Source organism: Pleomorphomonas sp. JP5 (assembly GCF_023721815.1).
GTDB lineage: Bacteria > Pseudomonadota > Alphaproteobacteria > Rhizobiales > Pleomorphomonadaceae > Pleomorphomonas.
Genome location: NZ_JAMDLI010000013.1, coordinates 56669 through 69171, shown reverse-complemented (window position 1 = coordinate 69171; position 12503 = coordinate 56669). Strand labels below are relative to the sequence as shown.

11 protein-coding genes are annotated in these 12503 nt (G+C 65.6%); 7 read left to right on the top strand and 4 right to left on the bottom strand.

Annotated features, from left to right (window positions below; translation table 11 throughout):
• Positions 1 to 50 precede the first annotated feature (50 nt).
• Together M4J40_RS17600 and dksA are read left to right on the top strand one after the other, a co-directional pair.
• Positions 51 to 473: a flagellar assembly protein FliX gene (locus M4J40_RS17600; RefSeq protein WP_251755725.1), complete on the top strand. Its 423-nt coding sequence runs from the start codon at positions 51 to 53 to the stop codon at positions 471 to 473.
• 164 nt (positions 474 to 637) lie between these two features.
• On the top strand, positions 638 to 1054 hold the full coding sequence (dksA, locus tag M4J40_RS17595; protein WP_100078724.1) for an RNA polymerase-binding protein DksA: 417 nt from the start codon (positions 638 to 640) through the stop codon (positions 1052 to 1054).
• 278 nt (positions 1055 to 1332) lie between these two features.
• Here the strand turns inward: dksA and flgH are convergent, their stop codons facing one another.
• The 4 genes from flgH to flgF are packed head-to-tail and all read right to left on the bottom strand — an operon-like array spanning position 1333 to position 4643.
• Positions 1333 to 2076 carry a flagellar basal body L-ring protein FlgH gene (gene flgH, locus M4J40_RS17590; RefSeq protein ID WP_251755724.1) on the bottom strand — a complete coding sequence of 248 codons (744 nt, stop codon included), beginning with the start codon at positions 2074 to 2076 and terminating at the stop codon, positions 1333 to 1335.
• A gap of 21 nt (positions 2077 to 2097) precedes the next feature.
• Positions 2098 to 3084: a flagellar basal body P-ring formation chaperone FlgA gene (flgA, locus tag M4J40_RS17585; protein ID WP_251755723.1), complete on the bottom strand. Its 987-nt coding sequence runs from the start codon at positions 3082 to 3084 to the stop codon at positions 2098 to 2100.
• 9 nt (positions 3085 to 3093) lie between these two features.
• A complete protein-coding gene (flgG, locus tag M4J40_RS17580) occupies positions 3094 to 3882 on the bottom strand; it encodes a flagellar basal-body rod protein FlgG (protein WP_251755722.1) in 789 nt (262 codons plus the stop codon).
• Between the two features lie 17 nt (positions 3883 to 3899).
• Entirely contained in the window at positions 3900 to 4643 is a 744-nt protein-coding gene (gene flgF, locus M4J40_RS17575) for a flagellar basal-body rod protein FlgF (RefSeq protein WP_251755721.1), read from the bottom strand.
• Between the two features lie 345 nt (positions 4644 to 4988).
• Between flgF and M4J40_RS17570 the strand changes: the two genes are divergently transcribed.
• The 5 genes from M4J40_RS17570 to M4J40_RS17550 all read left to right on the top strand — a co-directional run bounded on the left by M4J40_RS17570 (position 4989) and on the right by M4J40_RS17550 (position 12498).
• Positions 4989 to 5498 (top strand): flagellar basal body-associated FliL family protein, encoded by a 510-nt coding sequence (locus tag M4J40_RS17570; RefSeq protein WP_251755720.1) that lies wholly within the window; start codon positions 4989 to 4991, stop codon positions 5496 to 5498.
• 11 nt (positions 5499 to 5509) lie between these two features.
• The gene (gene fliM, locus M4J40_RS17565) at positions 5510 to 6727 is read left to right on the top strand and encodes a flagellar motor switch protein FliM (protein ID WP_251755719.1); all 1218 of its coding nucleotides are present in this window, start codon (positions 5510 to 5512) and stop codon (positions 6725 to 6727) included.
• Positions 6724 to 7200, top strand: coding sequence for a DUF6468 domain-containing protein (locus tag M4J40_RS17560; protein WP_251755718.1), 477 nt, complete (start codon positions 6724 to 6726; stop codon positions 7198 to 7200). Before fliM ends, M4J40_RS17560 begins: the two co-directional genes overlap by 4 nt.
• Positions 7197 to 8474, top strand: a complete 1278-nt coding sequence (locus M4J40_RS17555; RefSeq protein ID WP_251755717.1) for a MotE family protein — start codon at positions 7197 to 7199, stop codon at positions 8472 to 8474. Before M4J40_RS17560 ends, M4J40_RS17555 begins: the two co-directional genes overlap by 4 nt.
• Positions 8475 to 8601: 127 nt before the next feature.
• Entirely contained in the window at positions 8602 to 12498 is a 3897-nt protein-coding gene (locus tag M4J40_RS17550; RefSeq protein WP_251755716.1) for a lipopolysaccharide assembly protein LapB, read from the top strand.
• Positions 12499 to 12503 lie beyond the last annotated feature (5 nt).

The following is a 12503-nucleotide window of genomic DNA, read 5'->3' as shown; positions in this document are numbered from 1 at the left end:
CGGTAACCTTGGCTGGTCGAAACTGCCGGGTCAGCCTCAAAGGACGATCGATGCGCATTCAGGGTCCGAACCGTCTCGGGGGAGTCTCCTCGGGATCGCCGACGAAGCGAACCGATGGATCGGGCTTCGCGCTGCCTTCTGAGACAGAAGGTGGAGCGCCGAAGACGGCTACCGCCACGGCGACCCATGCGCTGGCCGGGCTCGACGCCCTCATCGCCCTGCAGGCCGTCGATGCCGACGCGCCTCGCAAGAAGCGGAAGGCGGTGAAGCGGGGACGCGACCTCCTGGATCGGCTTGACGAAATCCGCATTGGACTGCTGTCGGGGCAGCTTTCGGGCGAGGCGATCGCCCGCATCCTGAACCTGCTCGACGAGACCGAAGCGACCGGCGATCCGCGTCTCGACGAGCTGATGGAGGACATCGCTCTCAGGGCCGAAGTGGAGCTTGCCAAGCTCGGCTACTTCCGGAGCTGACGCGCCGCGACGGTCTCCGCTGAGGTCTATACCGGCTTAATCGATTGATATGTATTGGTAAACGCCATTCCTACAAGGTTTGGTGATTTTATCGCATTTGCCGTTGTCGCGCCGAGGTCAGATAGCTATATTCCGCCCGCCTTCGTGGTGTGTGAGGACCGTCGATGTCGATTGAGCTTGCGGATGACTACCGGCCGTCCGACGACGAGCCGTTCATGAATGATCGCCAGCGCGAATACTTCAGGCGCAAACTGCTTCAGTGGAAGGAGGACATCCTGCGTGAGAGCAAGGAGACCCTCCAGAACCTTCAGAACGAGAACACCAACCTTCCCGACATTGCCGATCGCGCATCGTCGGAAACAGACCGGTCGATAGAGCTTCGGGCGCGCGACCGCCAGCGCAAGCTGATCTCCAAGATCGAGGCGGCCATCAAGCGGATCGAGGATGGCTCCTATGGCTATTGCGAAGAGACTGGCGAGCCGATTTCGCTGAAGCGTCTCGACGCCCGCCCGATCGCGACCCTGTCGATCGAGGCGCAGGAGCGTCACGAGCGACGCGAGAAAGTCTATCGCGACGAATGAAGGCTCTTGCCTTCATTGGAACTGACGAAGGGGCGTCCTAGCGGATGCCCCTTTTTCGTTTGCGCGTCGCGCGGTGGTCTTCGTTTTTCAGATCGGATGGTGTTCCCCTTGGGCGCGACCTCCTTGATGACTTGGGAAGGGAGGTCGCGCCACTTGGGGAAAGCCGGCCCGGATTTGGGAAGGGGCCGGCGGGATCGCCTCGGACCAGTTGGGGAGCGGTCCTTCGGCGATACGGCTCGCTTGGGATGCTTGGGGAGCGCGAGCCGATGGACGCGCCGTCAGAACGGCAGGAGGATGTCGAGGACCTGCTGGCCGGTGCGCGGCTGCTGCACGTCGGAGATCTGGCCACGGCCGCCGTAGGAAATGCGGGCCTCGGCGATCTTGGTGCTCTCGATGGTGTTGTCGGCGGCGATGTCCTCGGGGCGCACGACGCCGGCCACGACCAGTTCGCGGATCTCGTAGTTGACGCGCACCTCCTGGCGACCCTCGATGACGAGATTTCCGTTGGGCAGCAGTTGGGTCACCACGGCGGCGACATTGGTCGACAGGCTTTCCGACCGGTCGATCGTGCCGCTTCCCTTGTAGGACGAGGCGCCGGTCGTGGATGCGAGATCGCTGGCCGCCATGCCGGCGGGCAGGGCAATGGTGTCGATCGCCGTGCCGAGGGCGCCGCCGACGCCGGTCGAGTCGCTCGATGCGCGCGACCGTTCGGACGAGTTGTCGAAAGCCGCCTTGTCGGAAATCGCCACCTTGACCGTCAGGATGTCGCCGACGTTGCGAGCACGCTGGTCCTTGAAGAAGGTGCGCGAGCCGGACTGCCACAGCGAATTGGGGCTGTAGGCCACGGGCTGCACGGTGGGCATCGGCATCTGCACCGGCTTGTAGCCGGGCTGGGCGGTCGGGTTCTCGATGGCGGTCAGCTTGGGCGTCTGGCCGACTTGCGACAGGCGGTCCATGGTGCTGCCGCAAGCGGAGAGGCCGATGCCGAGGAGGGCGGTGGCGAGGATGGTGGGCAAGCGCATCTGATGATCCTCGGTTCTTGCTCAGTTCATTGCCGTCTTGAGGACGGTCGGGGAGCCGGATGTGGTCACGGCCACGATGCCGGCGCCGGTGACGACGCCCTGAATGGTGCGCTTGGACTGCTCGTTCAGCACCGAGACGATGTCTCCCTTGGCGCCGTCGGCGAGGGCACGGCCACGGGCGGAAAGGGTCAGGCCGGGGCGCGTGTACTGGAGCGTGACGAGATCGCCCCGAAGGATGACGCGAGGCGGCTCCACGTCGGAGCTGGCGATCACCTCGCCGGCCCGGAGCGGCCGCCTGGCCGCCATGTCGACGATCTCGTCGGCGTCGATGACGGCGGAGCCCGGCACGCGACGCTTGTCGATGCGGGTGATCGTGACGTCGGAGGCGCGAATGACGGTGCGGCGGTCGACCGGCCGGTTCAGGACGGGAACAGCCAGGGTCTCGATGGCGCGGCCGGTCAATGTGACGGAGCGGCTGCCGTCGCCGACGTCGACGGCAAAGGTCGCATTGAAGCGGCCTGACGCCGATTGCAGGACGAAGTCGGCAAGCGCGATGGGCGTCGAGGCGGTTGTGGCCGCGGCGATCGGGGTGACTGGCTCGTCGATGGTGACGTCGATGGTGTCGACGGCGGCGCCAAGCCGGGCCGCGGCGGCTTCGGCGACCTGGGCCTTGAGCGTGGCGTCATCAATCGTGACGGAGCGGCGAACGACGGTGACGCTGGCGAACGCGGGAAGGCGATCGACGGCTAGGCCGGCGGCGGTGGCGGCCTTGATCGCCTCGCTGGCGGGCAGTGCGCCGGTGACGCCGAGTTCTGGTGCCCGGAAAGCGGCATGGCCTGCAAGATCACCCGCTCCTTCGAACAGGTCGCCGAGCGTCACGATGGCGCCGTCGATCTCGACGCGGGGACGGAGTTCGGCCGCCGATGCCTGATGGGTGGCGATGAAGCCGGCCGCGAGCGTGGCGAGAGCGGCGGCGAGGGCGATCCGGAGGACGATGGCGCGCATCATGGTCTAGCCTCACTTGCCGAGGTTGGATGTCGTCTGCGACATCTCGTCGGCGGCGGTGATGATGCGAGAGTTCATCTCGTAGGCCCGCTGGGCCGAGATCAGGGACGACAGTTCGCTCACGGCCTCGACGTTGGAAGACTCGAGATAGCTCTGGAGTAGCGTTCCGTAGCCGGCATCGCCGGGATTGCCGGTCTGGGCGGCGCCGCTCGAGGCCGTTTCGAGGAACAGGTTGTCACCCATCGGCTCAAGGCCGTTCTTGTTGACGAAGCGGGCCAGTTCGATCTGGCCGAGCACCGTCGCGGTGGTGGCATTTCCGATCTTGGCCTGCACCTGTCCGGTGTTGGAAATGGTGAGGTCGCTCGAGTTCTGCGGCACCGTGATGGCCGGCTGCACGGTGTAGCCGTCCGCCGTGACCAGTGTTCCGGTGGAATCGAGTTCGAAGGAGCCGTCGCGGGTGTAGGCGGTCCGGCCGTCGGGCAGGGTGATCTGGAAGAAGCCCTCGCCGCGGATGGCGACATCCTTGTCGTTGCCAGTGGACTCGGGATCGCCCTGCGTCATGTTGCGGGGCGTTGCGACCACGCGGACGCCCGAGCCGATCTGCACGCCGGCCGGCACCTGGGTACCGGCGTCCGACGTGGTGGAGCCCTGGCGGCGCAGGGTCTGGTAGAGCAGGTCCTGGAAGTTGGCGCGCTGGCTCTTGTAGCCGGTGGTGCGCATGTTGGCGATGTTGTTGGAAATGACCGAGACGTTGGTCTCCTGGGCCTTCATGCCGGTCGCGGCGATGGTCAGGGCTTTCATGTGCGCTCGTTCCCGGATTAGGCGTTGACGGAGCCGAGGCGCTCGATCGCCTTGGCACTAAGGTCGTTCTGTTGCTTCACCATGTTGGAGATGCGCTCGTAGGCGCGCTGGACGCCCAGCATGGCGGTGAGTTCCTGGACGCCCGAGACGTTGGATTTCTCGAGGGCGCCCTGGCGGACGCGAACGCTGGCGGGCACCTGGGGCGCCGCGCTGGCCGAATAGAGGTTCTCGCCTTCCTTGGAGAGCACCGTGGTGTCGGGAAAGGAAGCGATGCGGAGAGCGCCCTTCAGGCCGGCGCTGGTGGAAATCGTTCCGTCGCGGGCGATGGCGATGTTGGTTTCCTCGTTGCCGAAGACGATTTCACCGCCGTCGCCGAGCACGGGCTTGCCGTCGGCGGTAACCAGTCGACCGGTGTTGTCGATGGCGAAGTCGCCGGCGCGGGTGTAGCGCTCGCCGGCCGGTGTGTTGACAACGAAGAAGCTGTTGTCGGCTTCGATCGCCACGTCGAGATCGTTGCCGGTCATTTCGACCGAGCCGACCGAGAAGTCATGCACCGTGGCGAGCTCGCGGACGAAGCGATTGTCGCGATCGCGGCGAGGAAAAAGCGTTGCCGACGCCTTCGGCATCGTCGTTTCCTCGAAGTCGAGCGAAACGCGCTTGAAGCCGGCGGTGTCCATGTTGGCCACGTTGTTGGCGATGACGTCCAGCTTGCGCCGCAGCGCAACCTGACCCGACAGCGCCACCAGAGTTGCATTCTGCATGGCAAATCGTTCCCAAGTCCCAGTCGGGCGGCGTCACGCTCCCCAGCGTCGCTGCCCGAAACCTGTATCGCAGGGAACGTGCCAACTTCGAGTTATAGATATATCAATTGGTTACGTGGGATGTGCCTCTGGTCGTGCGTGGCGTTTCTTGCCGACCGGCATGTGGAGGGCGGCAACTTTTGCCGGGCCGTTAACCAATTATCAACCAATCGTTAACTATCCTGAAGGCCAATGAAAGGGCTGTGGGCTCCGGCAAAGAATCGTTGTCGTTGGGAAGGGGCCGACCCATAGCTCTGAGGTGGACGCGTTCGGCTTCCATCGATTCCGGAGCAGGCGCCAAGGGCTATGGCCAAAACCCCGAAAGCAGACGGCGAACAGGAAGGCGGCGAGGCCGCTGGCGGCTCTTCGAAGAAGAAGCTGTTCATTATCGGTGGCGCGGCCGCGGCGGTGGTTCTGGTCGGTGGCGGCGCGGCCTTCTTTCTGATGGGCGGCACGCCGGCAACTCCGGCGGTGAGCGATGTCGCCGCCGTCGAGGCGGCGTCTCAGCCGCACGCCTACTACTATGACCTGCCGATGATGATCCTCAATCTGTCGACGGCCGACGAACGGCCGACCTTCGTCAAGATGGAGATCGCCCTCGAGGTCAGCGACGACAAGATGCTGGAGGTGATCAAGCCCAATCTGCCGCGTGTGCTCGATGCTTTCCAGACCTATATGCGCGAGCTCAGAGCCTCCGACTTGCAGGGCTCGGCTGGACTGTTTCGCCTGAAGGAAGAGCTGCAGCGGCGCGTCAACATCGCGGTCTATCCGGCCCGTGTCGACGACGTGCTCTTCAAGAACGTCATCGTGCAATAAGGATGTCGAGCATGGCAGACGACGACGATCTTTCCGCGGACTGGGGCGCGGCGCTGGCCGAGCAACGGGCGGATAGCGGCGACGATATGGACGACCTCGCCGCCGAGTGGGGCGCGGCGCTTGAAGAGCAGGGCGTCGAGAATGCCGACGCGGTGGCCGCCCAGTGGGCGGCGATGATCGACGACAACGACGCCGAGCTCGATGCGACGAGCCGCGGCGCCGATCGCGTGCTCAACCAGGAGGAAATCGACAACCTCCTCGGTTTCAATGTCGAGGATCACGTCTCCAACGACCAGAGCGGCATCCGCTCGCTGGTCAACTCGGCGCTCGTCTCCTACGAGCGCCTGCCGATGCTGGAAATCGTCTTCGACCGCTTCGTGCGGGAGACGACGACGACGCTTCGCAACTTCACCTCCGACAACGTCGAAGTGTCGCTTGACGGCATCTCGTCGGTGCGTTTCGGCGACTACCTCAATTCCATTCCGCTGCCGGCCATCCTGGCCGTGGTCAAGGCCGAGCAGTGGGACAACTACGGCCTGATGACGGTCGATTCGTCGCTCATCTACTCGATCATCGACGTGCTGCTCGGCGGCGGCCGCGGCACCTCGGCGATCCGTGTCGAGGGGCGGCCCTACACGACGATCGAGATGAACCTCGTCCGTCGCATGATCGACCTGCTGCTCGCCGACTGCGAGAAGGCTTTCGCGCCGCTCACCCAGATCAACTTCACGCTGGAACGTCTCGAGACCAATCCGCGCTTCGCGCCGATCTCGCGGCCGGCCAACGCCTGTATCCTGATTCAGTTCCGCGTCGACATGGAAGATCGCGGTGGCATCGTCGAGATGCTGCTGCCCTACGCCACCATCGAGCCCATCCGCAACCTTTTGTTGCAGATGATCATGGGCGAGAAGTTCGGCCGCGACAACATTTGGGAAGGCCACCTCGCCACCGAGATCTATAACGCGGACATCGAGGTCGACGCCGTTCTGGTCGAAGAGGAACTGCCGCTCTCCATGGTCATGGACCTCGAGGTGGGCCAGACGCTGCTGTTCGGCGTGTCGCCGGAGGATCCGGTGGCGATCAAATGCGGCGACGTACATATCACCTCGGGCAATATCGGCCGGCTCGGCGACAAGGTATCAGTCAAGGTCAACAGGAATCTGAGGCGCCCGCGCATGACGCTGGCCGCTTTCGAGCGCGCGGTTCAGAAGGAGATGCAGAACACATGATTTCCGGCCTCAATCTCGGCGTGGCGATTGAGATCGTCGTTGCCATCCTTCTCGCGCTCACCATCGTCTACTGCGCCATTCTCAACCGTCGTCTGACGCGTCTCAGGGCTGATGAGGAAGTGCTGCGCGCAACGATCTCCGAGCTGATTACCGCCACCGAGATCGCCGAACGGGCGATCCTGGGTCTCAAGGCGACGGCCTCCGAATGCGAGCGGGCGTTGGGCGGGCGCATGCTGGCCGCCGAGACGCTGCTCGGTGACCTCGACCAGCGTCTGACCGCCGGCAACGAGATCGTCAAGCGCATCGGCGCCATTGTCGGCGCGGCGCGCACCAGCACGGTCGCGCCGATGAGCGAAGCCGAGGCCGAGCCGATGGTGCGCGAGAGCACGGCGCGCAATCTCAAGGCCGCGGCCGAAGCGGCGGCGGAACGGCTTTCGGCGCTGCGGCGCGGCAAGCGGGAGGCGGCTGCGTGAAGAAGATCCGCCTGCTCCCGCTGGTGCTGATCGCCGTCTCGGCATTGCTTGCCGTGAAGGTGCTCGGTTTCGTGATGGGAGTGGAGCCTTTCGCGGTCGGTCCCCGTGAGGCGGCTGCCTCCGGTGGCGAGGCGCCCGCGGGGCACGGCGAGGCGGCGGCGGATACGGGCGGCGCGACGGATACGTCGGCCGTCGATCGTCTGACGGCGCCGATCGATCTTGCCGACGAGTACAAGAAGCTGAAAGCGGAACAGGAAAAGGGTGGAGGGCACGGCGCAGCTTCCGCGGCTGGGCATGGCGAAGCGCCGGCTGCTGGCCACGACGCCGCGCCGGCCGAAGGCGCCGCTCACGGAGAAGCCCCGGCAACCGATGCCGGGCACGGGGCGCCAGCCGATGCGGCGCCCGCGGACGCAGCTCCGGCGGCTGATGCCGGACATGCGGCGCCCGCCGAGGGCGGCCATGACGCAGCTCCGGCTGCCGACGCCGGGCACGCTGCTCCCGCCGAGGGTGGTCATGAAGCCGCGCCCGCCGCCGATGCCGGCCATGGCGCCCCGGCCGAAGGTGGACATGGCGCGCCGGCAGGCGACGGGCACGGCGCCAAGGCGCCAGCCGACGTCTATACCGAACGCCCCAAGGAATACTCGCCGCCGATCGGCTCGTCTGAACGGGCCATTCTCGAAGGTCTCGCCGTGCGGCGGGATGAACTCGACAAGCGTGCGCATGATCTCGACCTCCGCGCCAAGTTGCTGGAGGCGACGGAACAACGTCTCAATGAGCGACTGAACCAGCTTCAATCCATCGAGTCCCAGCTCGGCGTGGCTGGGGGAGGCGGGGCGCCTGCGGCGAATCCGGCAGCCTCTGGCTCGTCGACATCGCCCCCCTCTGGAGGCGCTCCGGCGTCTGGAGCCGCGCCTGGTGCGCCGGCCGCCGCCGGTGCGGCTCCTGCCGTGAACGAGCAACTGGCGGCGCTCGTTTCGCTCTATGAGGGGATGAAGCCGAAGGCCGCCGCAGCCGTGTTCGACAAGCTCGACACCGGCACTCTTCTGGAACTCGCGGCCCACATGAACCCGCGCAAGCTGTCGCCGATCATGGCGGCCATGGATCCGGAAAAGGCCAGTCGCATCACCGGCCTGATGGTCGGCGCCCAGCAGGCGCAGAAGCGCGTGGTCGTTCAGGTGGAGCAGGTGGCGCCGTCGCTTGGCTCCACGCCGCAAGGAGGCGGTGCTTCGCCGACGGACGCTTCCCAGCTGCCGCAAATCATGCCGGCGCCCTGAGCCTCAGCGGGCAAGGCATTTCCCTGATAATCCGGTCATTTTTGGGGTGGAAGTAACGGCAAATTAAGCGCATCGCCCCTAGACTTCCGAGAGTGCCGAAGTGTTTTGGCGCCATCGGGGTGTGTTCATGCGTTTTGCCCGGTTGCTGTGTAAGGCTGCGTTGCGTGTTCGGTCATCGGCCCGTATTGCGGCCGTTTCCGTAGCCGTTTGCCTCGCGGCTTTCGGTGCGTCGGGCGTTGCCGTTGCCCAGCAGGCTGCCGAGCCGGTCAGGGTCGAGTTCCGGAACACGCCCAACTTCGGCCGCATGGTCCTGACCTTTCCGAACCTCAATCTTCTTCCGTCGCACAAGGTGACATCGGACAGCGGCGTACTGGTCATCCAGTTCGATCAGCCGGTTACACTCAATGCCGAGGCGGCGGTGACCAGGCTCGCCGACTACGTGCTGATTGTGCGTACCGATCCCGATGGCCTCGGCGTGCGCATGGCGCTGGCCCGTTCGGTCAAGGTCAACGTGATGGAGGCGGGGCCGCAGCTGTTCGTCGATTTCCTGCCGGGAACCTGGAAGGGCGAGCCGCCGCGCCTGCCCGACGAGGTGGTGGCAGCTCTTGCGCGGAAGGCCGACGAGATGGCCAAGGCCGCCGCGGCTGCGCAACGGCTGATCGCTGAAACCGAAAAGCCGATCCGGGTCGACGTCGCGGCTGCGCGCGCTCCTACTTTCAGTCGCTTGAACTTCAAGTGGAATGTCCCGTTCGACGTGGACTTCCGGCGTACAGATCTCGGCGTTGATCTTCGTTTCAACCGGGTGGCGACGCCCGATCTCTCGATGATCCGCTCCGATCCGCCCCCATTCATCAACGACATCACCGCAGAACAGGGCGAACAGGGGCTTGTCGTTCACATTCTCACCGACAGCGTCGCCGACGTCCGCGCCTACAAAGATGACGACAGCTATGTGGTCGACGTGCGCGGCCCGGACAACCCGGCCACGATGACGCCGCTCGATCGTGCGCTTCAGGCTGCCGTGTCGCCGTTGCCCGCCGTTCCGGCCGGCGCGACGCAGACGGTGAGCGCCGGTGGACACGATGCCCCGGCGGCCGATCACGCCGCGCCGACGGCCGATCACGCTGTACCGGCGGCAGATCATGCCGCTCCGACGGTCGATCACGGCGCGCCTGCGACTTCGCATGAGGCGGTCGCACCCGGCGAGGGCGATGCGGCCCATGCCGTTGTCGATCATGCCGCCGTGGCGACCGAACATGCCACGCCGCCCTCTCAGGACGTTGCAACGCCGGCACATGCCGAGGCATCGGCCGATCATGCGGCGCCCGCCGGAGATCATGCGGCGCCGGTCGTTTCTCACGAGGCCGCGCCCGTTCCGTCCGAGACGGTACCCCACGGAGCCGCCGCGACGGAGAGCGTCGACGCCGGGCACGCGCAGCCCGTGGCAACTCCCGCTCGTCCGGTGATCGTCACGCCGAGTGACAAGCCGAAAGCGGACATTGCCGAGTTGCCGGAGAACGCGGTGGCGCGGGCGCTGGTCGACGGGGTTATCCGCGTCGAGTCCGAGCGGGTCGGCCAAGCCGTCCACATCACTTTCCCCTACAAGAAGGAAGTGGGCGCCGCACTGTTCATGCGCGACAACACGCTTTGGATGGTGTTCGACGACGCGGCGCCGATCGATGCCGCCACGTTGCAGGACGCCTTCGTCGGTTTCGCCCGCAGCATCGAACCGACGACGCTGGACGGCACCCAACTGATCCGCATCGACATGACCGACCGCTATGTGTCGACCATGAGTCCCGACGGTCCGAAGTGGGTGGTGACGATCGGGGAGCTGGTCACGGACCCGACACGCCCCTTGTCGATCGGTCGGCAGGTTCGACCGGACGGGTCCAAGTCGCTCGACATTCCCTTCGGACCGGTATCTCGCATCCACACGCTCACCGATCCGCGCAGCGAGGACACGGTCATCGTCGTGACTGGCAAGGGCCAGGCGCGTGGCCTGGTCAAGTCGCACGCCTTTGCCGAACTGGATGCGCTCGCCTCCATTCACGGCCTCGCTTTCATTCCGAAGGTCGACGACCTCTCGGTGACCTCGGATGGCATCCTGGTGTCGATCGCCCGCCCTGGAGGGTTGGCTGTGTCGACCCTCGCCGAAGAGAAGAAGGCGACATTGTTCGATCTGCCGGCCGCACTCGGTTCTTCGGTCGCCCGCAAGGCGGCCGTCATCGATTTCGGCGAAGTCCGCAACGTCGATCCCGCCAACTACTGGCAGGTTCATCACAAGCTGATGACCGACATCACCCAGGCGCGGGACCTACCCGAGCGCATCGACCGCTGGTACAAGGCGGCGACCTTCTCGTTGGCGTTGGGGCTGGGTCCGGAGACCACTGGGATTCTGGATCTCGTCGGCAAGCTGGCGCCGGAGGAGACCGTATCGAGCCGTATGGCTGCCTTGAGGGCAGGTGGGGAGTACCTCACCTATCGGCCCGAGCAGACGCTGAAGCTGCTGGATCGTCGCGAGTTTGCCGACAGCCCGGATGCAGCGGTGTGGAAGGCCATGGCGCTCAGCGATCTCGGGCGACATGAGGAGGCGGTGGCGGAGTTCGCCAAGGGCGACTCGGTGATCGGCAGCTTTCCGCCCACCATCCAGAGGCGCTATGCGCTGACTCACATCGCTTCGGCCATCGATCTCAAGGACTACACCACGGCGCGCGATCTGCTGGCGCGCCTCGATCCGAACAGCCTCAACGCCAACCAGCGGGCGCGTCTCGATCTGCTCAACGCCCTGGCGCGCGATGCGGCCGGCCACGCCATGGACGCCGTGACGCTCTTGTCGAACATCGTCCGGGAGGACAAGGGGCCGGTGGCCGCCGAGGCCACCTATCGTCTGGTCCAGCTGCAACGGCGGGAGGGACTGATCACCCTCGATCAGGCAATCGACCGCCTGGAACAGCTGGCCGTGGCCTGGCGCGGCGATGAAATGGAACTGAAGACGCTGCGTCTGCTCGGTCAGTACTCGATCGAAGCCGGGAACTATCGCCGCGCTTTCGAGGTGATGCGCGTGGCCGAGCAGGTCAATCCGAACTCCACCACATCCCGTCAGATGACGGAGGAGATGCAGGCGGCCTTCTCCCAGGTCTTCCTCGACAAGAAACAGTCAAATCTCAGCCCCGTCCAGGCCCTGTCGCTCTACTACGACTACCGCGAGCTGACGCCGAGCGGACGCCGGGGCGATGCTATGGTGCGCAAGCTGGCCGACCGTCTCGTCGAGGTCGACCTGCTGCCGCAGGCGGCATCGTTGCTGGAGTATCAGGTGAAGAACCGCCTGCGTGGCGCCGCCCGCGCCCAGGTGGCCGCCGACCTTGCCATGGTCTATCTGCTCGATGACCGACCGGACAAGGCGATGTTCACTCTGTCGACAACGCGTCAGGCTTCACTGCCGGTGGCGATCGAGCGGCAGCGGCGCACCGTGGAGGCCAAGGCCATGGCCGAGTCCGGCAATCCCGACGGCGCGCTGGAGGTGCTGGCGCCGCTCGACGGCGTGGAGATCGGTCGCCTCAGGGCTGACATCCTCTGGTCGGCCAATCGGTATGCCGACGCCGGAACCGCCTATGAGAAGACGCTCGGTGCTCGTTGGACCGACGCCATGCCGCTCAGCGACAGCGAGCAGCTGGCCGTTCTCAAGGCCGGCATCGCCTACACCTTGGCCGGCGATCGCATGAGCGTCGATCGGCTTCGTTCCAAGTATACCGAGAAGATGGCGCCGACCGCCAACGGCTCGGCCTTCGATGCGGTAACCGGGCCGATCGTGGCGAGCGGAAGCGACTTCCAGAGCATCGTCAAGTCCATCGCCGACGCCGACACGATGAAGAGCTTCCTGGCCGACTACCGCAAGCGCTATCTGGATGTCGGGAACGGGGACAAGCCGGACATGGTGACGCCTCCAGAGGGAACCGCCGCACCTACGCCCACGGGGAGCAACGCATCCGTGGACGCCGGTAGCTCGGTGCGCGCCGGCTAGCGCCG